Origin of the sequence: Streptomyces sp. NPDC048483 (assembly GCF_040651455.1) — a bacterium.
Taxonomy (GTDB): Bacteria; Actinomycetota; Actinomycetes; order Streptomycetales; family Streptomycetaceae; genus Streptomyces.
Window position 1 is genome coordinate 1 of record NZ_JBEZJZ010000082.1, and the last position, 26,695, is coordinate 26,695.

At 72.0% G+C, this 26,695-nt stretch carries 22 protein-coding genes, 1 tRNA gene and 1 riboswitch; of the genes, 8 read left to right on the plus strand and 15 right to left on the minus strand.

Annotated features, from left to right (window positions below; genetic code table 11):
- A partial coding sequence (locus AB0D04_RS31040; protein ID WP_362709984.1) for an FHA domain-containing protein occupies positions 1-1,090 on the plus strand: 1,090 nt, incomplete at its 5' end.
- 59 nt (positions 1,091-1,149) lie between these two features.
- Positions 1,150-1,554, plus strand: coding sequence for a globin (locus AB0D04_RS31045; protein ID WP_362709987.1), 405 nt, complete (start codon positions 1,150-1,152; stop codon positions 1,552-1,554).
- A 60-nt stretch (positions 1,555-1,614) separates the two neighbouring features.
- On the opposite strand, the gene AB0D04_RS31050 is transcribed toward AB0D04_RS31045, so the two are convergent.
- The 7 genes from AB0D04_RS31050 to AB0D04_RS31080 form a co-directional block, all read right to left on the minus strand.
- Entirely contained in the window at positions 1,615-2,349 is a 735-nt protein-coding gene (locus AB0D04_RS31050; protein WP_362709989.1) for a hypothetical protein, read from the minus strand.
- On the minus strand, positions 2,346-2,780 hold the full coding sequence (locus AB0D04_RS31055) for a thioesterase family protein (RefSeq protein ID WP_362709991.1): 435 nt from the start codon (positions 2,778-2,780) through the stop codon (positions 2,346-2,348). The genes AB0D04_RS31050 and AB0D04_RS31055 overlap by 4 nt, the downstream gene beginning before the upstream one ends.
- A 5-nt stretch (positions 2,781-2,785) precedes the next feature.
- The gene (gene ettA, locus AB0D04_RS31060) at positions 2,786-4,450 is read right to left on the minus strand and encodes an energy-dependent translational throttle protein EttA (RefSeq protein ID WP_362709993.1); all 1,665 of its coding nucleotides are present in this window, start codon (positions 4,448-4,450) and stop codon (positions 2,786-2,788) included.
- 262 nt (positions 4,451-4,712) lie between these two features.
- Positions 4,713-6,098, minus strand: a complete 1,386-nt coding sequence (locus tag AB0D04_RS31065) for an LAETG motif-containing sortase-dependent surface protein (RefSeq protein WP_362709995.1) — start codon at positions 6,096-6,098, stop codon at positions 4,713-4,715.
- 301 nt (positions 6,099-6,399) lie between these two features.
- Positions 6,400-6,876 (minus strand): single-stranded DNA-binding protein, encoded by a 477-nt coding sequence (locus tag AB0D04_RS31070; RefSeq protein WP_362709998.1) that lies wholly within the window; start codon positions 6,874-6,876, stop codon positions 6,400-6,402.
- Positions 6,877-7,011: 135 nt separating this feature from the next.
- Positions 7,012-8,982 (minus strand): GTPase, encoded by a 1,971-nt coding sequence (locus AB0D04_RS31075; RefSeq protein ID WP_362710000.1) that lies wholly within the window; start codon positions 8,980-8,982, stop codon positions 7,012-7,014.
- Positions 8,979-10,703, minus strand: coding sequence for a GTPase domain-containing protein (locus tag AB0D04_RS31080; RefSeq protein WP_362710049.1), 1,725 nt, complete (start codon positions 10,701-10,703; stop codon positions 8,979-8,981). Before AB0D04_RS31080 ends, AB0D04_RS31075 begins: the two co-directional genes overlap by 4 nt.
- Positions 10,704-11,015: 312 nt before the next feature.
- On the opposite strand from AB0D04_RS31080, the gene AB0D04_RS31085 reads away from it, so the two are divergent.
- Together AB0D04_RS31085 and AB0D04_RS31090 are read left to right on the plus strand one after the other, a co-directional pair.
- Positions 11,016-11,088: transfer RNA gene (locus AB0D04_RS31085), tRNA-Arg, on the plus strand.
- A 132-nt stretch (positions 11,089-11,220) separates the two neighbouring features.
- Positions 11,221-12,117, plus strand: a complete 897-nt coding sequence (locus AB0D04_RS31090; RefSeq protein ID WP_362710002.1) for a hypothetical protein — start codon at positions 11,221-11,223, stop codon at positions 12,115-12,117.
- A 57-nt stretch (positions 12,118-12,174) separates the two neighbouring features.
- On the opposite strand, the gene AB0D04_RS31095 is transcribed toward AB0D04_RS31090, so the two are convergent.
- From AB0D04_RS31095 to AB0D04_RS31110, 4 genes are read right to left on the minus strand one after another with little or no spacing between them, the layout of a single operon-like run.
- Complete coding sequence (locus AB0D04_RS31095; RefSeq protein WP_362710003.1) at positions 12,175-12,960, minus strand: ABC transporter permease; 786 nt, start codon at positions 12,958-12,960, stop codon at positions 12,175-12,177.
- Positions 12,954-13,940: an ATP-binding cassette domain-containing protein gene (locus AB0D04_RS31100; RefSeq protein WP_362710005.1), complete on the minus strand. Its 987-nt coding sequence runs from the start codon at positions 13,938-13,940 to the stop codon at positions 12,954-12,956. Before AB0D04_RS31100 ends, AB0D04_RS31095 begins: the two co-directional genes overlap by 7 nt.
- A complete protein-coding gene (locus tag AB0D04_RS31105; protein WP_362710007.1) occupies positions 13,937-14,665 on the minus strand; it encodes an ABC transporter ATP-binding protein in 729 nt (242 codons plus the stop codon). The genes AB0D04_RS31100 and AB0D04_RS31105 overlap by 4 nt, the downstream gene beginning before the upstream one ends.
- A complete protein-coding gene (locus AB0D04_RS31110; protein ID WP_362710009.1) occupies positions 14,662-16,086 on the minus strand; it encodes a hypothetical protein in 1,425 nt (474 codons plus the stop codon). Before AB0D04_RS31110 ends, AB0D04_RS31105 begins: the two co-directional genes overlap by 4 nt.
- A 190-nt stretch (positions 16,087-16,276) precedes the next feature.
- On the opposite strand from AB0D04_RS31110, the gene AB0D04_RS31115 reads away from it, so the two are divergent.
- A complete protein-coding gene (locus AB0D04_RS31115; RefSeq protein ID WP_362710011.1) occupies positions 16,277-16,960 on the plus strand; it encodes a hypothetical protein in 684 nt (227 codons plus the stop codon).
- A gap of 178 nt (positions 16,961-17,138) precedes the next feature.
- Here the strand turns inward: AB0D04_RS31115 and AB0D04_RS31120 are convergent, their stop codons facing one another.
- On the minus strand, positions 17,139-18,368 hold the full coding sequence (locus AB0D04_RS31120; RefSeq protein ID WP_362710051.1) for an FAD-dependent monooxygenase: 1,230 nt from the start codon (positions 18,366-18,368) through the stop codon (positions 17,139-17,141).
- A gap of 180 nt (positions 18,369-18,548) precedes the next feature.
- Between AB0D04_RS31120 and AB0D04_RS31125 the strand changes: the two genes are divergently transcribed.
- Positions 18,549-19,334: a TetR/AcrR family transcriptional regulator C-terminal domain-containing protein gene (locus tag AB0D04_RS31125; protein WP_362710014.1), complete on the plus strand. Its 786-nt coding sequence runs from the start codon at positions 18,549-18,551 to the stop codon at positions 19,332-19,334.
- 54 nt (positions 19,335-19,388) lie between these two features.
- Positions 19,389-19,476: riboswitch (ZMP/ZTP riboswitch) on the plus strand.
- Between the two features lie 115 nt (positions 19,477-19,591).
- Positions 19,592-20,476: a bifunctional 5,10-methylenetetrahydrofolate dehydrogenase/5,10-methenyltetrahydrofolate cyclohydrolase gene (locus AB0D04_RS31130; RefSeq protein ID WP_362710054.1), complete on the plus strand. Its 885-nt coding sequence runs from the start codon at positions 19,592-19,594 to the stop codon at positions 20,474-20,476.
- 30 nt (positions 20,477-20,506) lie between these two features.
- Here the strand turns inward: AB0D04_RS31130 and AB0D04_RS31135 are convergent, their stop codons facing one another.
- Together AB0D04_RS31135 and AB0D04_RS31140 are read right to left on the minus strand one after the other, a co-directional pair.
- Positions 20,507-21,562 (minus strand): rod shape-determining protein, encoded by a 1,056-nt coding sequence (locus AB0D04_RS31135; protein WP_362710056.1) that lies wholly within the window; start codon positions 21,560-21,562, stop codon positions 20,507-20,509.
- A 238-nt stretch (positions 21,563-21,800) separates the two neighbouring features.
- Entirely contained in the window at positions 21,801-23,948 is a 2,148-nt protein-coding gene (locus AB0D04_RS31140; protein ID WP_362710016.1) for an FUSC family protein, read from the minus strand.
- Between the two features lie 290 nt (positions 23,949-24,238).
- On the opposite strand from AB0D04_RS31140, the gene AB0D04_RS31145 reads away from it, so the two are divergent.
- Complete coding sequence (locus AB0D04_RS31145; protein WP_362710020.1) at positions 24,239-25,033, plus strand: hypothetical protein; 795 nt, start codon at positions 24,239-24,241, stop codon at positions 25,031-25,033.
- A 461-nt stretch (positions 25,034-25,494) separates the two neighbouring features.
- On the opposite strand, the gene AB0D04_RS31150 is transcribed toward AB0D04_RS31145, so the two are convergent.
- Positions 25,495-26,607 carry a hypothetical protein gene (locus AB0D04_RS31150; RefSeq protein WP_362710022.1) on the minus strand — a complete coding sequence of 371 codons (1,113 nt, stop codon included), beginning with the start codon at positions 26,605-26,607 and terminating at the stop codon, positions 25,495-25,497.
- Positions 26,608-26,695: the final 88 nt, after the last annotated feature.

The window sequence follows — 26,695 nt, forward strand, 5'->3', positions numbered from 1 at the left end:
CGGCTTCCCGCCGCCGGCGCCCGGCCCCGGCCCCGCTCCGGGTCCCGGCACCCAGGGCGGTTACGGCTTCCCGCCGCCCGCGCCACAGCAGCCTCAGCCGCCGCAGCCGTTCGAGCAGCACCCGCAGCAGCAGCCGTACGCGCAGCAGCCACCGCCGTACGAGCAGCAGCAGCCCGGCCCGTACGACCCCCAGCCGCAGCCGCAGCAGGGCCCGCCGCCCGGCCAGCCCGGCCCCGGTGGCTTCCCCGGCCAGCCCGGCCCGCCGCCCGGTATGCCCGGACCCGGCATGCCCGGCCCCCCGCCGCCGCAGCAGGGCGACGACTGGACGCTGAACCCACCGGGCGCCCAGCAGGCCGCGGCCCCGCCGATGGCACCGCCGGCCCCCGGCCCCGGCCCGCAGGCACCGTTCGAGCAGCAGCAGCCGCCCGCGCCGTTCCCGCCGCAGCAGCCGGGTCCGTACGAGCCCCAGCAGCCCGCACCGTACGAGCAGCCGCAGCAACAGCCGCCGTTCGAGCAGCCGCAGCAGCAGCCGTACGAGCAGCAGCAGCCCGGCCCGTACGACCCCCAGCCGCAGCCGCCGTTCGAGCAGCAGCCGCAGCAGGGGCCACCGCCCGAGCAGCAGTGGAACGGCGGTCCCGGACCGGGCCCCGCGGCGCCGCCGCAGGGTCCGCCGCCGGTCGTCGGTGACGGCTGGGTGGTGGCGATCGCGCCGGACCGCGAGTACTTCATGGCGATGATGGGCCGCAGCGGCCCGGAGGCGGCCGGGCTCAACCTGCCCGCGTACTCCCCCGAGCAGGTGCTCCCGCTCGCCAACGGCCAGATCGCGATCGGCCGCCGCCGCAACAGCACCGGCGAGGCCCCGGACGTCGATCTGGGCCGTCCGCCGGAGGATCCGGGCGTCTCGCACCAGCACGCGCTGCTGGTGCAGCAGCAGGACGGCAGCTGGGCGGTGGTGGACCAGAACTCCACCAACGGCACGACAGTCAACCTCGCCGAGGACCCGATCCAGCCGTACGTACCGGTGCCGCTGCACGACGGCGACCGGGTGCACGTCGGTGCTTGGACGACGCTGACCGTGAGGCGCGGCTAGCACTATAGGGGCGTGACCTTTCGGGTCACGCCCCTCGCCGCATCTGCCACCATGGACGGGTGAACAAGATTCCGCGCGGCACGCTTCAGGAGCAGACCTTCTACGAACAGGTCGGTGGCGAGCAGACCTTCCGGCGTCTGGTGCACCGCTTCTACGAGGGCGTCGCCGAGGACCCGTTGCTGCGGCCGATGTACCCGGAGGAGGACCTGGGTCCGGCCGAGGAACGCCTCGCACTGTTCCTGATGCAGTACTGGGGCGGCCCCCGCACCTACAGCGACGGCCGCGGCCACCCCCGGCTGCGTATGCGGCACGCCCCGTTCACCGTCGACCAGGCCGCGCACGACGCCTGGCTGCGGCACATGCGCGATGCCGTCGATTCCCTCGAGCTCACCGAGGAACACGAGACGACGCTGTGGAACTACCTCACGTACGCCGCCGCCTCGATGATCAACACGGCGGACTGAACACTGACCGAACGGCCCGACTGCCGCGCAACGGGCGGCAGTTGGGTAACGGCCGGACGCTCAGACCGGCGTGACCGTGATCCCCGACAGCCCCGTCTGCCCCTGCGCGCCGCCGGTCCGTACGGCAATCGATCCGTAGGGGGTGCTCAGGCGCAGCCAGCCGGCCGCGGCGAGCAGGGTCAGCTGCTGGTGCCCCGGCTGCGGGGTGTGGGCGCCGCCCGGTACGCCGCCGGCGAAGGCCGCCGAGCGCGCGGGGCGCAGGAAGCCCAGCGACTGGGCGGCGTGCGCGGCGCGCAGCGGGAGGTGGGTGTCGCCGAGCGTGCGGGACCAGATCTCCCGGCCGATCCGGTCGCGTTCGGCGCGGGTGCGGTGCTGGGGCGGCAGCTCCGCGTCGCGGGCGCGGAATTCGGCGACCGCGCCGGCCACCGCGCGCAGCAGGGCCTCCGGCTCCGGCAGACCCGGCACCCGCTGCCAGCCGCCGCGCGGCGGCAGCAGCCCGGCCCACGGCGGGCCGGTGACGGCGGCGGGCACGCTCAGCACGCCCTCCGCCGATGCCTCGACGCCCTCGAGGAGCTCCCCCGCCGAGACGGTGATGTCCAGGGTGATCGCGGTGTCGGCGAGCCGTGCCGTACGGATCGCCAGCACCTCGAAGGACGGCGGGCGGCCGAAGACTGCGAGGGCCCCGCCGGCGGCCTGGAGGCGTACCGCGGCCGCGCGGTCGTAATGGATCAGCCGGGCCAGGAAGGCGGCGAGATCCGCCGCCTCCCCGGCATCGGCCAGACGCAGCGCCGTCATCGGGCGACGGCCCCCTCCTGACGCGAGGCGTCGTCCAGGAACTCCTTGAGGATCGCCTTCTCCTCCGCGGTGATGCGGCGGGGGCGCTCCTGCGCGAAGTCGAACGGGACGACGACCGTCGAGGCCCTCAGGTAGAGCGTTTCTTCGTCCTTGACCTCGTACGCGATCGTCATCGACGCGGCACTGATCTTCGTCACCCACAGCTCGATGTCCACCGGGGAGTGCCGGTGGACCAGTTGCCGTACGTAGTCGATCTCGTGCCGCGCGACCACCGATCCGCCCGTGAACGACGGGCTGCCGTCCCCCGGCGCCAGCCGGCGCATGAAGTCGATCCGCGCCTCTTCGAGGTAGCGGACGAACACCGCGTTGTTGACGTGGCCGAACGCGTCCATGTCCGACCAGCGCAGGGGGCAGGAGTAGAGGTGTCGCACGCTGCTCAGCCCCGGGTCAGCTTCTTGTACGTGGCGCGGTGCGGACGGGCCGCTTCCGCACCGAGGCGCTCGATCTTGTTCTTCTCGTACGACTCGAAGTTGCCCTCGAACCAGAACCACTTGGACTCGCCCTCGTACGCCAGGATGTGCGTGGCGACGCGGTCCAGGAACCAGCGGTCGTGGGAGACGACCACGGCGCAGCCCGGGAACTCCAGCAGCGCGTTCTCCAGCGAGGACAGGGTCTCGACGTCGAGGTCGTTGGTCGGCTCGTCGAGGAGGAGCAGGTTGCCGCCCTGCTTGAGGGTCAGCGCCAGGTTGAGGCGGTTGCGCTCACCACCGGAGAGCACCCCGGCCGGCTTCTGCTGGTCGGGGCCCTTGAAGCCGAACGCGGAGACATACGCCCGCGAGGGCATCTCGACATGGCCGACGTTGATGTAGTCCAGCTCGTCGGAGACCACGGCCCACAGGGTCTTCTTGGGGTCGATGTTCTCGCGGCTCTGGTCGACGTAGGAGATCTTGACGGTCTCGCCGACCTTGATGTCGCCGGAGTCCGCGGTCTCCAGGCCCTGGAGCATCTTGAACAGCGTGGTCTTGCCGGCGCCGTTCGGGCCGATCACGCCGACGATGCCGTTACGCGGCAGCGTGAAGCTCAGGTCGTCGATCAGGACCTTCTCGCCGAAGGCCTTGTTCAGCTTCTCGACCTCGACGACGACACTGCCCAGACGCGGGCCCGGCGGGATCTGGATCTCCTCGAAGTCCAGCTTCCGCATCTTGTCGGCCTCGGCGGCCATTTCCTCGTAACGGGCCAGTCGCGACTTGGACTTGGCCTGCCGCCCCTTGGCGTTGGAGCGGACCCACTCCAGTTCTTCCTTCAGGCGCTTGGCGCGCTTGGCGTCCTTCTGGCCCTCGACCTTGAGACGGGCCTGCTTGGTCTCGAGGTACTTGGAGTAGTTGCCCTCGTAGCCGTGCAGGCGGCCGCGGTCGACCTCGCAGATCCACTGGGCGACGTGGTCGAGGAAGTACCGGTCGTGGGTGACGGCGACGACGGTGCCGGGGTACTTGGCGAGGTGCTGCTCCAGCCACTGCACGGACTCGGCGTCCAGGTGGTTGGTGGGCTCGTCGAGGAGCAGCAGGTCGGGCGCCTCGAGCAGCAGCTTGCACAGCGCCACGCGGCGGCGCTCACCACCGGAGAGATTGGTGACCTGCCAGTCTCCGGGCGGGCAGCCCAGCGCTTCCATGGCCTGCTCGAGCTGGGTGTCCAGGTCCCACGCGTTGGCGTGGTCGAGGTCCTCCTGGAGCTTGCCCATCTCCTCCATCAGCGCGTCGGAGTAGTCGGTCGCCATCAGCTCGGCGACCTCGTTGAAGCGATGGAGCTTGCCCATGATCTCGGAAGCGCCGTCCTGCACGTTCTGCAGCACGGTCTTGGACTCGTCCAGCGGCGGCTCCTGGAGGAGCATGCCGACGGTGTAGCCCGGGGAGAGGAACGCGTCACCGTTCGACGGCTGCTCAAGACCGGCCATGATCTTCAGCACCGTGGACTTACCGGCGCCGTTGGGACCCACGACACCGATCTTCGCGCCCGGCAGGAAGCTCTGCGTCACGTCATCGAGGATGACCTTGTCGCCGTGCGCCTTGCGCGCTTTGCGCATCGTGTAGATGTACTCAGCCAAGAGAAACCGTCCGGCAGTTTTGGATCTTCAGGATCTATCAGGTCTGTGTGCGGGTCCGCCGCCCGGGCCATGGTGCGGCGTGGCCGCGCGAGGGCAGATACACCCATCTTGCCGTACGGCCGCACCCGGAAGGAAACGCGTATGCCGACGGCCCCGGAGCGAACACGCGCTCCGGGGCCGTCGGGTGGTTCGCCGGGCACCGCTCGGTCACTGTGTGACCGGTGTGCGGTCGCCCGGTGTCACCGGGGCGTCACCGCCTGCGTCACTGGGTGGCCTTCTTCTTACGGAGGAAGAAGACCGCGCCGCCGCCGACCAGGACCAGGGCGACCGCGATGCCCGCGATCATCGGGGTGGCGTTGCTGGAACCGGTCTCGGCGAGGTCGGTGCCGTGGCCGCCGCTGGTGCCGCCGGCCGAGGCCGGGCTGGGCTGCGGGGTGGGCTTGCCGCCGCCGCTGCCGGCGGTCTTGCAGTCCAGGACACCGGAGAAGGTCTTCTTGAAGCCGCCCGCTCCCTTGATCGTGATCTCGTACGGCTGGTCCTCGGCGACCGGCACGGTCACCGTCTGCGACTTGCCGGGAGCGATCGCGTAGTCCTTGCCGGCGAGCTGGAAGCGGAACGCCTCATCGCCCTTGTTGCTGGCGGTGACGTCCACGCCGCCCTTGGCGCAGTTCTTCTCGGCGGTGATCGCCGGGATGGCGCCCTGCTTCTTCCAGGAGACCGTGGCGGCCGCGGAGACCGTCGACTCGCTGGAGCCCGCCAGGATCTGCGTCTGGCTCTTGGCGTGCTCGCCGATACCCGTGAAGGCGCGGCCGACCGGGACCTTGGTGGCGGCCTGGGCGGTCAGCGAGGTGCTGCCGTCGGCGGCGCCCTTGGGCACGTCGAAGAACAGCTGGGTGCCGTTGGCGGCGCTGGTGACGGGCTTGCCGTCCTTGCCGACGACCTTCACACCGGACGGCAGGTCGGCGGCCGGGGAGACCGTGACGCTGTCGGCGTTGGTGCGGACCGTGACCGGGCCGAGCCTGCTGCCGGACTTGCCGGAGACGGCCGGCGGGTCCAGCGTCAGCGAGGCCTTGGGCTCGGCGAGATTCTGCGCGCGCTTCTCGAGGTAGTCGGCGAGCTTCTCGGCCGCCGGGTCGGCCGCGTCGACCTTCACGTGGTCGGAGAAGCGCCAGATCGCGACCTGGGTGCCGGCCGCGGCGGTGTTCTCGGTGAGGTTCCCGGCGTGGGCCTTGGAGGCGAGCGCGGCCAGGTCGTTCACCTGCGGGTACGAGTTCTGCAGAATCCAGCGGATCTTGCCGGCGTCCCCGTTGCTGTGCAGCGACGAGGCGCTCCAGGGCACTTCCTGGTACTTCGCCTGCTGCTGGGTCGGGTTGTGGATGTCGATGCAGTACGTCTGCAGCGTGCCGCCGTTGTCGACCGACATCTCGAAGAGCCCCGCACCGACGCGCTGGTCCTGCCCGTCGGCGTGCACGATCGCCTGGTCGAAGGTCTTCAGACCGCCGAGCGTCGCGGTGGCACCTCCCTGTGCGGGGGGCGTGTCATCCGCCGCGGCGGTTCCCGCGGTGGCTATCGCACCCGCCGCGATCAGGCCGGAGGCCACGACCGCAGCGGCAAGACGGGCTGCGCCCCGCCTTTTCATCGCAAGCATGAAATTCCCCTCTTGGGCGAGGCGGTCGAATGGGGGAAGGTGCCTCGCCGGAAAGATCCTGAAGGACTCAACAGCCGAACTCGTCGGCCCCCGTGAGTACTCGTCGGATCCTATGGAGCGGGCGCAGCCGGGTCCCCGGGAATGGCATCCCATAAGCGATCCGAATCGCAATCGTTACCGACACCAGGCATCCCCACCTGGCATTATCGATAAATCCCCGGGACTTATCGGGGCAGTGAGGGGCAAGTAAGGGCGCCAACGGCGCTGGTGGCACTTCTTGTGCGATACCACTGACGCATCCTCAGGCCGTCTGTTCATGGGGGGCGTTGGGCACTTCGGCGGCCGGACCGGCCTCTGGAGCCCCGGCCGGATCCCCTTGCTGCGGTGGCAACGGATCCGTACGCACCCGTGTGACCCGGCGGAATGCGGCGGTGCCGCGGGCGAGATCGTGGCCGATGGCGACGGCGTCGACCTCCGCGGAGAACCAGCGCTGTCCGCCCCGCTCGGGCGGCTGCTCACCTTCCCGTACGCGCAACCGCCCCTGCACCACCAAAGGCTCACCGACCGCCACGGATGCGGCGACATTGTCGGCGAGGCCGCGCCAGGAACGGACCGTATAGAAACTCGTCTCCCCGTCCGTCCAGCATTCCCGCGTCCGGTCGTAGCGCCGGACCGTCGTCGCCAGCCGGAACCGCGCCACCGGCACCCCCGCCGTTGTCAGCCGGTGCTCCACCGCCGTCGCGGCATTTCCCACCAGCGTCACCATCGTGTCGTTCACCGCAGTCTCCCCCGCTCTCTTGCGCGCCCTCTCCGGCGCGCCGATTCCATGCTGTACGGAATCGGCGAGCGTCGCGGAAGGCTGTGGACGACGACCCGATTGTGGACAACTCGGCCACCTGGGAGGGGGAATGCGCTACGCGCCCGACGCCACCGCGTACTGTTCGCGCACCTCGCGATAGCGCAGCAGCTCGGCCGCGACCGGCTCCAGGACCCTGGCCCGGCCGCACCCCGCCGCCGCGCTCCGCAGCCGCCGCTCGGCCTCCTGCCCGTACCGCCGGGCCGGGCCGCGCGCCGCCACCCGGCACAGCCACGCCAGCGCCGGGCCGCCCACCGACCCGATGACCGCGGGCAGCAGCGCGGAGAACCACTCCGCCATGTCGAACACCCCGACCAGCATGCCCAGCAGCGACAGCAGCCCGACGACCTGCAGGACGAGCAGCAGCCCCTGGAGCGCGGCGGCCACCGTCCACCACCGCGGCCAGCCGGCCGACCCGCCGCGCAGGGACTGTTCGGCATCGGCCGTCACCCTGTCCAGCGCCGGCGGCAGGCTCTCCGCGCCCCGGCCCGCCGCCTCGCGCACCGCCTGGGCCCAGGGCGCCGGCAGCCCGTGCGCCGCCTCGCCCGCCACAATCCGTACGGCCTGCTCCACCACCGGCCGCGCCGCCGCCCGGCCGTCCGGCTGCTTCCCCGTGCACGCTCCGGCGGCTCCCGTCCGGTACGGCCGGCCCTGCCCGGCCACGGAGTGCTGCATGGCGGTGTCCTGCCGCTCCTCCCCCGCCACCCGCCGCCGCTTGCGCATCCGGGACCAGGGCGAGCCGCACGCCAGGTCCGCGTGCCGCAGCCAGTCGCGTTCCACCGCGCGCCCGGTGGCGACCGCGCCCACCGCGTCGGCCAGCCGGTCCTCGAACTCCGCGCGGGCCCGTTCGGTCAGGGCGACGCGGGTCTGCGTCACATACGCCGGCCGCAGCCGCTCGGCCGCCGCGTCCACGTCCGCCGCCAGCCGCCGGTCCGCCGCGCCCCGTTCCATGACGAACTGGCCCAGTGCATCGCGCAGTTCCGCCACTCCGTCGCCGGTCGCGGCGGACAGCGCGAGCACCGCCGCGCCCGGCTCCCCGTGTTCGCCGAGCGCCAGCCCGTCCTCGTCCAGCAGCCGCCGCAGATCGTCCACCACCTGGTCCGCGGCGTCCCCGGGGAGCCGGTCCACCTGGTTGAGGACGACGAACATGACCTCGGCGTAGCCCGCCAGCGGGCGCAGATAGCGCTCGTGCAGGACGGCGTCCGCGTACTTCTCCGGGTCCACCACCCAGATCACCGCGTCCACCAGCTTCAGCATCCGGTCCACCTGGGCGCGGTTGCCGGTGTCGGAGGAGTCGTGGTCGGGCAGGTCGAGGAGGATCAGCCCGTCCAGCCCGGGGGTGGCGTCCGGTGCGAGGTTGCGGCGCCACTCCGGCACGCCCAGGCGGTCCAGCAGCCCGTCCGACCCCGGCGGCCCGCCCGGCCAGAGGCAGGCGACCGCCTCCGAGGTCGTCGGCCGGCGCGCCCCGACCTGTGAACGGTTCGCCCCCACCAGCGCGTTGAACAGCGACGACTTACCACTTCCGGTGGCCCCTGCGAGGGCGACCACGGTGTGCTCCCCGGAGAGCCGGTACCGCTCCCCCGCCGCGTCCAGCACCCGCCCCGCCTCGTCCAGCGTCTCGCCGTCGAGCCGGGTCCGGGACAGCGCGATCAGCTCGCGCAGGGCGTCCAGCCGGGCCCGCAGCTCGGCCGTCCGGGCGCCTCTGGCCCGCGCCGGCAGCCCGCCGTACGCACCGCCCTGCGCGCCGCGGTCCCGACCGCCACCCGGTCTGCCTGCCGCCCGCGTGTCCACCACCACGTCCACCGCCAGCGCACAGTCCATGGCCGCCTCGACGGCCGCGTCCGCCTCGACGGCCGCGTCCCGGCCGGGATCCACCGCCGGGAGCGGCCCGGCGGAGGAACCGCCGCGCGGCCCGGACACCTGCCGTCGCGCCCCCGGCCGGGCGCCCTCCCCTCCCGTCACCCGACGGGCGATCAACCCGTCGTCCCATGTTCCCGCCCGCTCCGCGCCCGCCTCGGAATCCCTCACCCCGACACCACCCTCTCCTCGTCAGGCACCCGCGCCTTCTCCCTCTGCAGAACGGACAGCGCGGCGATCAGCCCGGCCTGTTGGTCGGGCGGTACGGCCAGCCGGTCCAGAGGGGCCAGCCGCCGCTCGCGCTCTCCGTCCAGGGCCCGCTCCAGGTACGTCACCAGCAGCCGGCTGCCGCGGTCGCACAGCCGCAGCGCGGCCTGGGCGCCCAGCAGCTCGGCGAGGTTCTCCCCCGCCGTACGGGCGCGCCGGCCGCCGAGCAGCGCCGTGGCCAGCAGCGCCGCCGACTCCTCCGGCTCCACGGACCCGGCCCGCTCGCCGCCCGGCCCGCCCCGCGCCTCGCCCCGCTCCTCCTCCGCCAGCTCCTCCAGGCAGCGCCGCCAGCGCCGCACGACCACACCGAGCCGCTCGCCCGCGCCCGCAGCGCCCGCGGCCGCCGTCACCGCGATCTCCTCGGCCGCCGGATCCCGCCGCCAGGCCTCCGCGGCCCGCTCGTCCGCCTCCTCGACGGCGCAGGCCAGCAGCGACGTCAGACCCTGCGTCAGCGCATCCAGCAACTCGTCCGGCCGCCCGCCGAGCCGGTGGTCGCGCCAGTGGGCGCGCGCGTCACCGGCCAGCACCTCGCCGGCCGCGACCTCCCGCCGTACCCGCTCCGCGGCCCGCTCGTACGCCTCCTCGACCCGGCCGGTCAGCCGCAGCGCCGCGGCGTGCTGGGCGGCGGCCGCACCGGCCAGCGCGGGCAGCCGGCTCCGCAGCGAGGCGATCACCCCGCAGGCCGTACGGTCGGCGGCCGCGCTACGGGCGACGGGGTCCTGGGCATGCCGCTCAAGCCAGTCCCGCAGCGCCGCGACCGCCGTGGCGGGCAGCAGTCCGCTCCCGCCACCCGCCGATTCGGGCAGCTCGGGGATGGTGAACCGGGGGACGTGGCCGAGCCCGGCGTGATGGAGGAGTTCGGCGTACCGGGCGGAGATGTCGGTGACGATCTGGTGGGGCACCCGGTCCAGCACGGTCACCAGCGTGACGTCGTACTCCTTGGCCGTGCGCAGCAGATGCCAGGGCACCGCGTCCGCGTACCGGGCGGCGGTGGTGACCAGCACCCACACGTCCGCCGCGCAGATCAGTTCGGCGGCCAGCTCCCGGTTCCGCGCGACCAGCGAATCGATGTCCGGGGCGTCCAGCAGCGCCAGTCCGCTGGGCAGCGCCGGATCCGTCTCGATCCGCACCGTCGGCATCCCCGGCTCGCCCGCGCCCCCGTCCGCGCCGTAGCCGCCCGCCGCGTCGTCGTAGTCGTACGCCGCCTCCCCGCGCGACCGCCGGTCCGCCCCCGTCCCCTCGCCGCCGTCCTGCTCGGGCACCCAGACCCGGGTGAGCTGCGGCAGCACCCGCTGTCCGGCAAACCAGCGGTGATCGTCGGGATGGCAGACCAGCACCGGCGTCCGCGTCGTCGGCCGCAGCACCCCCGCCTCCGAGACCCGCCGCCCCACCAGCGAATTGACCAGGGTGGACTTGCCCGCCCCGGTGGACCCGCCGATGACGGCGAGCAGCGGGGCCTGCGGCGCCCGGAGCCGGGGAATCACATAGTCGTCGAGCTGGGCGAGCAGCTCGGCCCGGTTGCGCCGGGCACGGGCGGCGCCCCGTAGTGGCAGCGGAAAGCGTGCGGCGTCGACGCTGTCGCGCAGTACGGACAGCGCATCAATGAGCCGGGGTCGTACGTCCAAGGTCGCCACATGTGCAGAATGCCCAATTTCGTTGGGTTTTTGAAGCGTATAGACCTGTGTGTGCGCCACAAGAACCCGTACAGAACGGGACGAGTAACCCATGAGACGATCGGGACAACTGAGACGCAGGCATAACGAGTGCACAACACCCGGCGCACGAGACGCCAAAAGCGGTGCAGGATTCGTACCTGCCTGCGATTATCGGGTTCGCTTCACCGAACCTCCACAACGTGCCACGGAGGTGAAGCAACCGGTACGAGGCACCCGGGCCCCTATCCTTGTCCGCGGTCCGTGATCCACCTCCACCGCCCGGCCCCCGTAGCTCAGTGGATAGAGCAGGTGCCTTCTAAGCACTTGGCCGCAGGTTCGAGTCCTGCCGGGGGCGCTCTCCAAGACCCTTCCTTCGGGAGGGTCTTTTTGCTGGTCAGGGCGTATGTAGGCGCAGAGCCGGGCCCTCGGGACGGAGCGTCCGGGTCTCCTCTTCGTGTTCGACGGGTCAGGCCTAAGGTCGGGCACCATGAGCCGAGGGACACTGATGTCATTGCTGCACAGGCTGGGTGACAGCCGGGAGGTCTGGCAGGCGAGGAAGGAACTGACCTCGATCGGACGGGGCGTTGTGCCGGAGTTGCTGGCAATCCGCCGGGACGGCCCCGGCGGGCTGCGTCGGCCAGCGCTTCATGCGCTCGCCGTGCTTGGTGCAGGTGACGAGCTGACGGCCGGTGATCGCGCCGCGCTGGAACGGCTTGTGCGGATCAAGCTGCTCGACGACCGGCCCTTCGATGAACTGTGGCCCACCGCATGGCTCGCGGTACCGGCCGCGACGTACGAGGGGATATTCCCCGCGCTGGGCCTGCATGACCGCATCCCGGCGACGATCGCGATGGGCATGTCCGCAATGGAGCACTACCGGGCCGAACTGCCGGGGCCGGGCGATGAGGCGCTGACGGCGTACCGGGTCTTCATCACCCCGGAGTTCTCCGGCTGGCGGATGGTGTTCGGCCGGCCCGTGCAGGACTGCCTTCCGCCGGGCGGCGGCGACCTCCGGCTGCTGAAGCGGGTCAGCGAGCACTGCGGGCAGGCCCACTACTACGAGCACGACGGCTATGACGACGCGCACTTCTGGGCGATCGCCGAGGACGGCCGGGTGATCCGCTCGCACGGCACCTATCTCGAACCCGCATGGACGGGCGAGCCGCTGCCGTGGGAGGAGCCGCAGACGAACGATCCGCTCTGGGAGCCGGGGATGTACGAGCCCAACGCCTCCTGTGCGTGGAACGCGAACGAGGTCGCCCACCAGGTGACGGTCGATCCGGAGCGGATCGATGAGGACACGCCCATGAACGGCCACGGCTGGCTGGCCGTGACGGTGCCGGGGGCCGGTCACGGGATGTTCCCCGGGGCACTGTCGATCTGACGGACGAGGAGACGACAGAGACGGATGAGGAGAAGGCCGCGAGCCCGTTGCGCACCCTCATCCGAGCCTGGTCGTCCGGTTGAAGTGCCAGACGCTCCCGGCCGTGCACACGGCGCACCAGAGGGCGGCGGAGAGGGCAGCGGGTGCCCAATGGGCGTCGGAGGCCAGGTGGGTGAGGGAAGAGCCGGGCAGCCATGCGGCGACGGTCCAGCCGCGGGCTGCGGTGAGTCCTGTGACGACGGATTCCCCGACCAGGATCCATGCGAAGACGACGCTGAGGGCCGCGCCGGTGCTGCGCAGCAGCAGCCCGGCGGCGGCGCCGTAGAGCGTGCCGGCGGCGAGTGCCGCCAGGACTCTTGCGGCGGCGGAGGCGGAGCTGAACCAGCCCGAGGCGGAGGTCCAGGGGGATGTGTCCAGGCCCCGTACCGAGGCGGTGATCCAGGCCGTCGCTCCGGTGGCCAGGCATGCGGTCAAGGCCACCAGGGCGGCCAGTGCGACCAGTCCGGCCGCTTTGCCTGCCAGCAGGCTGGGACGGTGCGGGAGGCGGACCAGCAGATTGCGCCAGGTGCCGTACCGGTACTCGTGGGTGAAGGAGGTGGCGGCCACGGCCATGAGGACCAGGCAGAGGACGGACGTGGCCGTCTGCAGCGGCTTCAGCATCCCGCCGGATACGGAGGCCGCGGCTGCGTGGCCCCCTGCCGCGGGAGCGTGCGTGAGCGCAACCATGATCGCCGCGGCGGCTGCGGCGACGGCGCCCGTCCCGGCAAGGAGGGGAACCAGGACACGGGCACGGAGGGTCTTGACGCATTCGCTGCGGTACGCGTGGGCGAGGGCATTCAGCACGGATGGGGTCCTTGGGATGTGCCTGCTGAGCCGGCGTCCTCGGTGGCGGATTGCGGGCCCTGGCCCACCAGGGAGAAGAAGGCTTCCTCCAAGGTGGGGCGCCGTACCGCGAGACGGGCCAGGGTGATGCCATGGGCGGCCGCTGTGCGGTTCAGGTCGCCGGCACGACCGGCTGCGGTGTCGACCAGCAGGTGGTCCTCGTGCCGCCGGGCGCGGTAGCCGGCCTCGGTGAAGGCATCGGCCAGCTCGGGCAGTTGGGTCGGGTGCTCGGGAGCGGCTTCGACGGAGGGGCGCTGGGAGGCGCCGAGGGCGTTCCGGTCTCCTTGGAAGAGCGTCGTCCCCTGGTGGAGGAAGACGAAGTGATCGCAGGTGGCGTCGAGTTCGTTGAGCTGATGGCTGGAGATGAGGACGGTGACGCCGTCGGAGGTCAGCGTGCGCAGCAGGCGGCGCAGTTGTGCGGTGCCGAGGGGGTCGAGGCCGTTGGTGGGCTCGTCCAGGATCAGCAGGCGTGGCTCGGTCAGGAGGGCCGCGGCAATGCCCAGCCGCTGTCGCATTCCGAGCGAGTAGGTGGCCACCGGGCGGTCGGCCTGCTGATCCATGCCGGTGAGCTGCAGGGCACGGGATATGTGCGCGTCGTCGACACCGGCGAGGCGGGACAGTACGCGGAGGTTGGTGCGGCCGGTGAGCCGGGTGTAGAGGGCGGGTTGTTCGATGAGGGCGCCGACCTTGGTCAGGTACCGGGCGGGCCGGTGCAGGGGAGCGCCGAGCACGGTGCCGGTGCCGGCGTCGGGACGGTCCAGCCCCAGCAGAAGCCGCATGGTGGTGGTTTTGCCGGAGCCGTTGGGACCGATCAGCGCGGTGAGCGATCCGGCGGGCACGGTGAGGTCGAGATGGTGCAGTGCGGTGCGGCCGGCGTAGGTGCGGCGGAGTCCCGCGACGTGAACGGCGGGTTCCAGCGACGGGGCGGGTGGGGCGGTCATCGGACGGACTCCTCGGCGGCCGGGGCCGGGTCGGGGCGGGTGAGGGCACCGGTGGGGTCCAGACGCCGCAGGGCAGCGGTGACCGTCTCGTCCTCCAGTCGCACGTCGTGCAGGATGCGGCCGTGTTCCAGGACGAGGAGGCGGTCGGTCAGGTCTTCCGCCCAGGCGAGGTCGTGCGTGCACAGCACGAGGGTCCGCTGCTGCGCGTGCCAGCCCCGTACGGTTTCCCGCAGTGCGGTGACGGCAGCGGCGTCGAGTGCATTCGTCGGCTCGTCCATGAGGACCAGAGCGGGATCGTGGAGCGTGGCCGCGACGAGGCCGAGTTGCTTGCGCATGCCCAGGGACAGCTCGCGGACCAGAGCATCGTGGCGGTCCGCCAGCACGGTGTGCCGTAGCCGCTCCAGGGCCGGCTCGAGGCGGACACCGTGCAGCCGGCACACGAAGGAGAGCTGTTCGCGCACCGTGAGGTAGTCGTACAGGGGAGGGTCGGCCTGGACGAAGCCGCGCACGGTGCGGGCGGCCAGGTCCGTCGCGGCGTGACCGGCGATACGCACCTGGCCCGTGCCGGGTTCGGCCAGCCCGGCCATCAGCCGCAGCAGGGTCGTCTTGCCGGAGCCGTTGCGGCCCACCAGGCAGACGAACTCACCCTCGGCCGCGGAGAACTGCGCCTCGCTCAGGGCGGTGTGGTCGCCGAACCGTACGGTGGCCGATGCGACGTCGATCACGGTGTTGCCTTCCTGAAGTGCGGATCACAGCGGGCCAGGAGGCTCAGCCCCACGGCGAGGATGAGCAGGGCGGCGAGGTCGGCCCCGGTGTTCCATGCGAGCGCGGCGCCGCCGCGTGCCCCGAGGGCATGGCCGATCAGCGGGCCCAGGGCACAGGGCGAGGCCAGCAGCGCGGTCAGCACGCCCTCGACCGTCTCGGCGGCGCCGGAACGGTTGGTTCGTTCGTCATGGAAGGTCTCCGGCGGCGGAACGAGCAATGCCGTCGCCACGATCGCGCAGCTTCCGGCGAGCAGAGCGACCGGCAGGGCGAGGACCGTACTGGGGACCATCGGCCCACCGGCGGCGAGCAGCAGGCCGAGATACGCGGGGACCACCGGCAGGGCCGCCACTGCGGCGCAGGCCACGACCTTGCCGACGAGGATGCGGCCGAAGGGGACCGGCGCCTGGCGCAGCACCTCGAGAGACCGGAGCTCGGCCTCCACGCCGGCGACCTGGGCGACGACACCGGACACAGCAAGGAACATCGCGACCGTCACCGCGGTACCCCACGTATGGGTGGGCAGCGACCACGGCAGCTCGGCACCGTAGCGAACCCGCACGCCGCATCCGAGCGCGGCCAGTCCGAGGCCGAGCACACAGACGCGATACAGCGGACCGGTAACGGCCGTGGAACGGCGGCGTGCGGACAGCAGATCCTTGGTCACGACGCCGGCGACGAGGCCCTTGGTGTGGAGAGGGCGCGAGGCGATGTGCGCTGCAGCGGCGGACGTCGCCGGTCCCGTGGGGTGCAGCGAACTGTGGCCCTCGGCACGCCGCACCAGCAGGCACGCCAGGATGCCCAGCACGCACACCACCGCGGACCACGCCGCCAACAGCCAGCCCGGACGGCCGGGTGGGAACAGCTCGTCCCACAGCGCGGGCCGGATGCCGGAAGCGCCGCGCCGCACCGCTTGCGCCACGTCTTCCGGCCGCAGTGACGAGGACGGAGAAAGCCCGGCCGCCAGTGGTGAGACGAGGTACCCGAGTGCGAAGCCCGCCGCGACGGTCCAACCGGCCCGGCGGCGCACCGAGTACGTTCTGCGGGAGGTGGCCAGGGCGGCGGTGGCGCAGATGCGCAGCAGGGCCGCTGTCAGCGCCGTTCCCGCCGCGGTCACCAGAACGGCCGGCAACAGGCGGCCACCGGCCTCGGATGCCGACAGCCACGGTACGGCGACCAGGCAGGCCGCAGTGGACACGCCGGCCGCGCCGGCCAGCTGGGGCAGCCACAACCGGGCCAGGAAGACCGCCCGTGGCGGGATGCCCCAGGACAGCAGCATGGTCCGGTCCGGCGGCTCGAGCAGCAGCCGCGTCTGAGAGGGCCGGGCCGCCAGGACGTTCGCGAGCACGATCACCACGACCGCCGACCAGCAGACCCCGGCCACCGTGTCGGCATTCCGGACTGCACTGCCGGGGCAATGACATGTTGTCGGCGCCTGATCCGCCCACCGGCGCCATACGTTGGTGCGCGCGAGACGGCGGGACCGATTGCGCGGCCGGCGCCTGTCGCGCACACCCCCGAAGAGCACGTCGGTCCTGGAGGCGGGCTGCTGCGGTGAATTTAGACTCGCGGGCATGGCGACGCGTGCGGTTCATCGACAAGCTCGGAAGCTCCTGGGCGAGGAGCCTCTTGCCATGGTGTGGTGCGAGGTGCACAAGGCCATCCCCAAGCCGCCCAGGCCCGTTCACCACGCTGCCGGGAAACAACGGCTCAAGCCGGGTCGCCACTGGCTGTTCTACGTCGGCGTGGTGGCGTTCTTCTTCATCTTCATCCCGATGTTCGTGCTCGACAAGGCCGGTGAGAAGTTCGACCGGTTGTGGGGAGAGAGGCCCGCACGAGGGCAGCGAGCCCCGCAGACCGACCGGCCGTCTGCCGCAAGGGGCCACGGCACTGACGACCGTGATCAGTCCGCGCGCCCGGACAACGGCGTTTTCGACGGAGACTGGGACCTGACCGCAGGCCAGTTGCTGCTGCGCTGGTACGGCTCCTCACCGAACGCCAAGCGCCTCGTCATGCTGACTCCCGACCGTATTCACGTGGCGGCCTCGCCCCGCCGCCGACTCTCCCCGACCAAGGCCCACGACTTTCAGATCGTCACCGCATTCGCCGCCGCCGAAGCCCGCGTGGTGGGCGAGCCAGGACAGCCCCGCGGATTCGCCACCTTCCGGATCTGTTTCGCCGACGGCTCATGGCTCGAACTCGGCAGGCTGGCCGAACCGGGGGACGCCGACCTCTTCCTGCAGGCCGCCGGCACGTGAGCCGGGCAACTGACGCGGCATCGCCCCCCGCCCCCGGGCCGGGGAGCACTCCGGCACCCCGACCTTCAGCGCTCGGGCATGCACCTGATCGCGCCGCGCCCCGTTCGCCAAGAGCGCGGTCGGCGCCGCACGCTCGGCACAGGGCCTGGGGCGCGGCCGCATGCGGTCGGCCGCGGCGTCAGCGCCGGCACAGGGACGGATAGTCCTCGAGGGATATGGCCGCGGAGACGGTGTGGCCCTGTTCGAGCATGGCCTGGATGGTGGCCGGGTCGTTCAGGGACGCGTTGCGTGCGTCTATTGCCTCCCGGGTTGCGGGGGCCAGGAATTCGCCGACGTGCCGGCCGCCTTCCTGGCAGGTGGTGACATACGGGCGGAGGAGCTGTTCGTAGCGGGCGAAGGCCTTGGTGTGGTCGCCGTCGGCCATAGCCAGCTCGCCCGCGAGGACATAGGCGCCGACCATCGCCGAGCCGGTGCCCATGCCGCCCAGCGTGGCGCCGTAGGCGGCGTCGCCGAGGAGGACCGTGCGGCCGGTGGACCAGTGCGGTACATCAACCCGGCTGATGGCGTCGAAGTAGAAATCGTTCGCGGCCCACAGGGTGTCGATCAGCTCGGGCGTGCGCCAGCCGCCTCCGGCGTACGCCTCGGCTATCGCCTTCTTCTGGGACTGCGGGTCGCGTCGGTCGTAGGACAGCTCGTGTTCGGAGGCGAAGACGCAGAAGGTCTCGCCGGTGTAGCCCGGTTCGCCGGTGCGCCGGGTGGTGCGCCCTACGGACGCCAGCCGGCCGGGCTCGGAGTAGCCCAGCGGCCGAGCGGCGAGGCCGGAGGCGTCGGCCGGCAGGTCCCAGCCGGCGACGTAGTAGCCGAGCCGGCTGACGAATTCCTCCTCCGGGCCGAAGGCCAACCGACGGACCGTGGAATGCAGGCCGTCCGCACCGACCACAAGGTCGAAGGTGCGCGGCGCGCCCCGTTCGAAGGTGACGTGGACGCCGTCCTCGGCCTCGGTCAGGGACGTCAGGGAGTCGCCGAAGAGGTACTCGGTGGAAGCGGAGGGGGAAGCGGCGGTGGCGGTGGCGGTGGCGGTGTACAGGCTGTGGTCGTAGAGGATGCGGGAGAGGTCCGAACGGAGGATTTCCAGCTCGCCTCCCGCGAACTCCGGTGGCATTGCGGCCAGTTGGCGGCCCCGGGAATCGATGAAGGCCATGGGGCTGCCGCCCGTGGCCCGGCGTTCGAGCTCTTCCCGCAGGCCCATGCGCTCCAGTACGAACAGGTGCGCCGCCCCGCGGAAGTCGACCGCATAGCCGCCACCGCGCAGGGCGGGGGCCACCTCGATCACGGTGGGGCGGTATCCGTAATGCGCGAGCCAGCAGGCCAGGGCCGGGCCCGCCACGCTCGCCCCCGAGATCAGCACCGTCTGCCCGCCGACCGGCCGCCCGGCCGTCGTCGTTCGCTGCGTCTGCGTCTGCGGATGCGGATGCGTCATTTCGCACTCCCCCATGTCGAGCGGTCCGTCGCGGCGGACGGTGACAGAAGAAACTGTATCCGACGGACACTTATTTGTGTACCCCGGAAACAGTTTTAGTATGCGGAGGTGGCTGAAGACGACGAGAAGACCAGCGTGTTCGGGGATCAGGCGGGCAGCGTGGAGCTGCTGTGGGGCGGGCGTGAGCGGCCCAGCCGTGGCCCCAAACCGGCGCTGAGCCTGGAGCGGATCACCCGTACGGCCATGGCCGTCGCCGACCTCGGTGGGCTCGGGGCGGTCTCCATGCAACGGGTCGCGGGCGAACTGGACTTCACCAAGATGTCCTTGTACCGGTACGTCCCGGGCAAGACGGAGCTGGTCGCGCTCATGATCGACACGGCCATGGGCGAGCCGCCGACCCTGGCCGGCGGCGCCCCGGGCGACTGGCGGAGCGCGCTGCGCACGTGGGCCGAGCAGCTCGCGGCGGCCTTCCGGCGCCACCCCTGGCTCCTGGACGCGACCACCGGCCCGCGCATCATGGGACCCAACGAGCTCGGCTGGGCCGAACGCGCCATCGGCGCGCTCGCGGACACCGGCCTCCACGGCAGCGAGCGGCTGGACGCCGTGGTCATCGTGACCGGCCATGTCCGGGCCATCACACAGGTGTCGGCGTCACTGGGGCTGGGCAGCGCGCAGGCGAAGGAGCCGGAGCAGGTGATGAGCGGGCTCCTGAACGAACTGCTCGTTGGGCGCACCGACCGGTTCCCGGCCCTCACCGCGGCCCTCGCGTCCGCCGAGGACACCAACTCCCGCGACCAGGCCCTGGAGTTCGGACTGGAGCGCATCCTGGACGGCCTGGAGACATATATCGCGCGGCGGGCGCAGGCAGAGCACCGGCCGAACGACCATCGGTGACGTCCCGCCCCGCGGCCCGTCCCGCGGCCCGTCCCGCCATGCCCGCTACCCTGGTTACCGGGCCGTGACTGGCGCTGAGGTGGAGCACCACCGGGGAGCGGCCCGACGGACCCCGTCACTGCCGTGCGCCTGGGCGACCCGCAGCCAGCGCGCAGGAGCAGCCCGTGTCCCAGGCCCGGTCCCACAACCAGCACCAGAACCGTCTCCAGAACCAGTCCCCGAACCAGCCGCACACGCCGGCGCACGGCGCCCAACTCATGGACGGGCGTGACCTTGCCCGCCGGATCGTCGACCGGAGTGCGGCCGTCGCGGCATCCCTCACGGAGCAGACCGGCGTCACACCGTGTCTGGCAACCGTGCTGGTGGGCGAGGATCCCGCGTCGGTGACCTACGTCCGGATGAAGCGTTCCCGGTGTGCGAAGGCCGGGATCCGGTCGCGGCACCTCGAACTGCCGGCCGCGACCACCACCGAAGAGCTGGTCGGCGCCCTCACGGAGCTGTCCGGGGATCCCGGGGTGCACGGGATTCTGCTGCAGCATCCGGTCGGGCCGCACATCGATGAGCGGGCCGCCTTCGAGGCCATCGCGCCGGAGAAGGACGTCGACGGGGTGACGACGCACTCGTTCGCCACGATGAGCTTCGGGCTGCCGGGCGGCTTTGCGTCCTGTACGCCCGGCGGCATCATGCGGCTGCTGGACGAGTACGGCGTCGATCCCGCGGGCAAGCGGGCGGTCGTTGTCGGCCGGAGTGCGATTCTCGGCAAGCCGGTGGGGATGATGCTGCTCGGGCGCGACGCGACGGTGACGTACTGCCATTCGCGGACCGCCGACCTGGGCTCGGTCGTACGGGAGGCCGATCTGCTGGTCGCGGCGGTCGGGCGGCCCCGGTTCATCCAGGGTGCGGACATCAAGGCGGGGGCGGTGGTGATCGATGCCGGCTACAACCCCGGGAACGTGGGGGATGTCGACTTCGCGTCCGCCAGTGCGCGCGCGAGCCTGATCACCCCGGTGCCGGGCGGCGTCGGACCGATGACCATTGCCGTGCTGCTGGAGCAGACGGCCGATGCGGCCGTCCGGCAGCTGGGCATCGAGGCCGCAGCCGGACCCGACGCCGCGGCGGCCCCCGCAGCCGTATCCCGGTAGGCCGCCCGTCCCGCCACCGCGCGGCGCCCGCTACAGCCGCACCGCCTTCCGCGGCCGGTCCTTCGCGCCCGTCAGCAGCCCGTGCAGCGCGGCGAATTCGTCGACGCACTTGGCGGTGCCGTTGACGACGCAGTCCAGCGGCTGATCGGCGACCGTCACCGGGACGCCCATTTCCTGGTGCAGTCGCCGGTCCAGGCCGCGCAGCAGGGCGCCGCCGCCGGTCAGGGCGATGCCGCGCTCGATGATGTCGCCGGAGAGTTCCGGCGGGCAGGCGTCGAGGGTGTGGTGGACGGCGCGGACGATGGCGTCGACGGGTTCGGTGAGGGCGTCGCGGATTTCCTCCTCGGTGACTTCCTGGATGCGGGGCAGGCCGCTGATGTGGTCGCGGCCGCGGACGGTGAAGGAGGTGCGGCGTTCGGGCGCGCCGTCCCTCTGGGGCCCGATCGGGGTCGGGGCGGCCGAGCCGATGGCGATCTTGATGTCCTCGGCGGTGCGTTCGCCGATGGTCAGGGCGTGCTTCTTCTTGATGTGGGCGGCGATGGCGGCGTCGAGGGCGTCGCCGGCAACGCGTACGGACCGGGCGGTGACCAGGCCGCCCATGGAGACGACGGCGACCTCGGTGGTGCCGCCGCCGATGTCCACCACCATGCAGCCGACGGGTTCTTCGACGGGGAGGCCGGCGCCGATCGCGGCGGCCATCGGCTCCTCGATGAGGTGGACCTCGCGGGCGCCGGCGCCGCGGGCGGAGTCGATGACCGCGCGGCACTCGACGCCGGTGATGCCGGAGGGGACACAGATGACCACGCGCGGCCGGGCGAACCGGCGGCTGGGCAGGGCCTTCTTCATCAGGGCGCGCAGCATCTGCTCGGCGGCTTCGAAGTCGGCGATGACGCCTTCCCGCAGGGGGCGCATCGCGGTGATCCCGGAGGGGGTGCGGCCGATGGTCCGCTTCGCCTCCGAGCCGACGGCGATGACCTCGCCGGCGGCGTTGACGGCAACGACGGACGGCTCGTTCAGCACCACGCCCTTGCCGCGGGCGTAGACCAGGGTGTTGGCGGTGCCGAGGTCGATGCCGATGTCGTACATACCGCCCGACTTACCGGGGGACTTGGCGACGGATCTCTCGGCAGGCCTTTCCGCGGAGCCTTCGGCGGACTTGCCGGACGACACTCTCGATGTGGTGCTGGACGCCATGGGGAGACCGGGTGCTCTCTCGACTGGGTGACGATCTTCGGGCATTGCGGCGCAGACGGAACCAATAGCTCACCAAAGGCAAAGGCGCCTATTGGCATCGATTGGCGTTCATTGCGGACACCCAACAAGACTACTGGGCGGGCGGAATGGTTCCTTCCACGCCCCTCGCCGATGTTTTGTCCGAGTCCGGGCGTGCCGCCCGGTTGCGGCCGCCCCGCCTCCTGGACAGCGCCTCGGCGAGATCGTCGAGGGCGTCCAGGAGCAGATCCGCGGCGCGCAGTGCGACGCCCTGGCTCTCGGATTCGGCGTCCCACCGCTCCCATACGGCGCGCAGCGCACAAAAGTCCAGCCGGTCACGGTCCCGTACGGCACGGGCGGCGCGCTCCAGAGAGGGGCGGAGTTCGGCGGCGAAGGCAGCGGCGCCGGGGGACGGTTCGGCGTCCTTGTCGGGGAGATGGGCCTCCATGATCATCGTGACCCGGGCCATGGTGGCGAGGGCGGAACCGGCGGCGGTGGCCGAGGTACGGGAGAGGCCGCGGTGACGTACGGGTTCCTTTTCGGCGCGGGCCTCGCTCTCCTCCCAGGCGACGCGGGCCGCGCGGGCATCCAGAAGGGCCTCGCGGACGTGCCGGGGACGGCGTTCGGCGGGCCGGGCGAAACGGTCCAGCACGGCCAGCGCGTAACGGCCGTTGGCCGCCAGCCAATCGGCGAGGCGGTCGCGCAGCTTGGGTGTTTCCCAGGCGGGGAACAGCGCGTACGAGAGCATCGCGAGGAGCCCGCCGAGGAGGGTGAGCACGATGCGTTCCTGGACGGTCTGTTCCCAGCCTTCGCCGGCGATGCCCAGCAGGAAGATGACATAGCCGGCCACGCAGGCCGAGGTGACCGAGACGCCGGTGCGCATCAGCAGGTACATCAGGAAGACGCAGATGACGGCGAGTCCGGCGCTCAGATAGAGGCTCGGATGGGCCAGCGCCATCAGGGCGCCGCTGACGCCCACGCCCACCAGGGTGCCGCTGAAGCGGGCCACGCCGCGGGAGTAGGTCTGGGCGAAGTCGGGGCGCATCACCATGACAGAGGTCAGCGGCGCCCAGTAGCCGTGGCCGAAGGGGAGGACGGTGCCCAGGAGGTAGCCCAAGGAGGCCACGGCGCTGACGCGCAGGGCGTGCCGGAAGATGTGGGAGGACCAGCGGGCCTCGCGGTGCAGGGCGCGCAGGGCAACCGGGACGAGCCGGGGAACACTGGGGCGCAGCAGATGACCGCGTTCGGCTTCGGTAGTGGGGCGGGTGGCCCGGACGGGCTCGTCGGTGAGTTCGACGGCATCGGCGAGCAGGGAGATCAGGCGGTAGGCGGAGCGCCGGGCGGCGCCCTGGAGCATCGGGCCGGAGGCGGGGACCTCCAGGGTGGCCATCGCCTCGGGCGGCAGACGGACGGGGCCGGCGTGCCGTACGGCATGGGCGACGGCGTCCAGGACGGTGCCCGCGGCCTGGAGGAGGTCGCGGACGCGATCGCGTTCGGGGCCCTCCATCGGGGCGCCGACGACCGGGTCGGCGAGTGAGGCAAGGACGGGCCGGACCCGTTCGGCCAGACCGCGGGGGCCGTGCAGCTGGACGGGGCGGCGCCGGGCCTGACGCGGCGTCACCTCGGACGCGAGGCGGGCGTCCATCAGGGGCGCCGGGTCGAAGGGCGCCACCGGGTCGTGCCGCAGGCGCCGCGCGTAGTCGGCCTCGGCGGCCAGCGCATCGGCGAGGGCGTCGCGCTGCACGCCCCAGGGCCGTACGGGGAACACGACGATGAGCGTGGCCTGGACAAGACCGCCGAAGAAGATCAGGGCGGCGTGCTGCAGGGCGCCCAGCACGGACGTCGGCAGAGTGACGGTGACCAGCATGATCGCCACGGTCAGGGTGCCGGCCAGACCGGAGACCGGGCCGATCGCCCAGGCCATACCCGCCAGCAGGCTCCAGCCGGCGAGCAGCAGGACGAAGCCGAGGAGATGGGCGGCGGTGAGATAGCCGAGGAAGGTGGAGACGGCCAGTGCCGCGGCGACCGCGAGCGCCAGGACCGGCCGGGGCCGCATGCTGCGCTGGAAGGTGACGAGTCCCGAGGCGAAGGCGCCGAACGCGGAGGAGACCGCAAGGGCGGGGTCACCGCGCCACAGACACAGCCCGACGACGACGGCGACACCGACCGCACCGCGCACCGCGATCACCGGCGTGAGCTTGGCCCGCTCGATGGTCAGCCCGGAGCGGGCGGTCTCCTTCAGCGCACGCGACCAGGTCATAGCGAGAGAATACGGTCAGGGGACGGGGGTTCCGGAGTGGCCGGTGCCGGTTTGTTTTCCGGGCGCAGCAGCGCGGCTCCGCACCCGTACGCGATGCCCCGTACCGGGAAAATACCGGTAAACCCGCCTTCCTCCACACGGAAAAGTCCCAGGTCAGGACGGTACGCCCGGATTCCGAACATCCAGTGCGACCAATCCGACACCTCCCGGAGGAAACCTTTTCGCGGCACCCTCCCCTCTTGCTGGCCGGCCGGGACGTCTCCCGGCCGGTCCGGCAAGGAGAAAGCGTCGTGCGCAAAGCCCTGTTCACCCCGGTGATCGCCCTGATCACCCTGACCGTTCTCGTCTGTACGGCCGGCTGCGGCACCGGCGCGGCCACGTCGGCGGCCCCGGTACGCTTCGCCGACCCCGGTCCGGGCACCGCCACGCATGCCACGGCGCCGCAGAAGGGGAAGCGGTCGCTGGTGCGGTTCCCCACGCATCCGATCAGCTTCGCGGAGGAGAGCCGGGTGGGCGGGGCCGGCGAGAGCACCCCGATAGGCGTGACCACCCTGCACGGCCCCAAGTCGGGGTTCACCGGGAAGGTATGGGTGTGGGCGCCGCCGGAGTACTACGACAAGCGCAACGCCGACAAGGGCTTCCCGGTGATGGAGGCGCTGCCCGGCTCGTACGGCTACCCGGTCAACTACTGGATCGGCTCCGACCTGAAGCTGGAGGAGAGCCTTGCCCAGTGGTCCAAGAACGGCACCAGCCTGCCGTTCATCCTCGTCATGCCGGTGCTCAACCCCGACGACAAGCAGTACTACGACGGCAGCGACATCCCCGGACAGCCGAAGATCGTGCTGGCCCGGCGGCTGATAGCGCGCGGCGGACCCGAGGTCTGTCTGGCGTTCCAGGACGGGTCCAAGGAGAACACCGTTCTCCCCAAGGTGCGCAGGTTCATCGCACAGTACGGGCACGGGCCGGTCAAGGCGCGGCTGCACATCGTGCCGGGCGGCACGCACAGCGCGGCGACCTATGTGCAAGGGCTGGGCGAGGACACGATGCGGTGGGTCAGCGCGCGGATGCAGGGGCCGTCGGCCTGAGCCTCCCACGTTGTCGGCTTTCCCGCCGTGGGAGTTGCGCTTTGCCCGCCTTCGGCGGGCGGGGTGGGGGTTGGCCATTGCGGTCGGCATTCCGTAGCGGGGGTGCGGCGACAGGCCTACACGGCTTCGTCGCTACGGCCTGCCGCCTCCCGTCCGTAGTCGACCTCCGGCCGGTGGGAGGTAGGTACAAACGACGGCCGCCGGGTGCAACTCCGGCGCAACCCGAGGTCAAGTCCCCCACCCAGGGGTGGTCGCGAAACCGGCGGGAGGGGTTGGGCCGTAGGGACGAAGTCCTGGAGGACCGGCCCCGCACCCACCCCCACACGCCCGCGACCCACCCCACAACCTCCCCCGATCCCGCCGAAGGCGGGCCCAGAACAACGGACGAGGCACGGCGCCGCACCCGGCAACGTGGGGCGCACCCCGAAGGGACGGGCACCCGGCAACGTGGGGCGCACCCGTCAGGACGGCGGCGGCCCGAAGCCGCCCTGCGGCGGCGGGAACGGCGGAGCCTGCTGAGGCATGGGCGGACCGGGCGGCGGCCCCATCGGCGGGCCCCCCGGCTGCCAGCCGACCGGCGGCGGGCCGGACGGTACGAAGCCGGGCGCCGCGAACTGCGCCTGGGCCGGCGGGTACCAGGCCGGGGCGACGGGCTCGCCGCGGCCCAGCACCGCGAGCAGCGCGATCGAGCCGAGCAGGTCCAGCAGGAGCTGGATGTTGCTGATCAGGCCCATGCCCGGCATCGCGTCGCCGAGCTTGAACAGCGCATCGTGACCGATCAACGAGATCAGCGCCAGCACGGCGTGGGGCAGCAGCACGATGCCCAGGCCGATGCCGAGGCCGCGGGCCGCGCCGCCCCGCATCAGGCTGTTGACGCCGGCCACCAGGGTCAGCAGGAGGAAGACCACCGCGTACCAGCCGCCGGCCAGCTGCGTCAGGGCGGAGAGCGTGCCCCGGCCGAGGTAGAGCGGGGTGAGGGAGTCGCTGCCGAACTGCACCAGCACATAGATGTGCCAGCTGGCGTAGCACAGCGCCATCGCGAGGAGCAGCAGACCGCCGACCACGCCCGCCGCCTTGACCGGGCGCTTGGGCGGGTCGCTGGGCTTCTGCCGTGGCCAGCCGCGCATCCCGCACAGCAGCACGATCCCGGCGACGAAGGCGAACATGATCAGCCACAGGCTGCCGAGGAAGACGCCTTCGAACGTCGGCGTGGTGTTGTCGGCGTTCCTGAACCATCGGTCGTCGCTGGTGTGCTGGCCGGCGCTGACGAGGGTCTGCAGGGCGGTCGCGAAGGTGAGCGTGGTGGCGACGGCGAGCAGTCCGCCGGCCGACCGCTGCCCGGCGAAGGCCGCGAAGACCGCCGTCAGCTGCAGGACGGCGAGCCCGAGTTGGAGGGGGGTGGTGACCTGGTCCTGGCCGACGGCCCGCTCACCGGTCCAGGTGTCCCAGAGGCCGTCGATGCCGAACTCGCCGATGTCGACGACCAGCCAGTAGGCGGTCCAGAGGAAGAACAGCAGGCAGAAGACACCGCCGGCGATGCGGGCGCCCTTGGCGAGCGCCATCGGTTGTTGCATGCGGATCCCCCACGGGTGTCGGTGCTCTGGCAAGGGAGCACGGTAGCAACGGGCACCGCCGCGGTCGCCCCCGGAACTGCGGATTGCT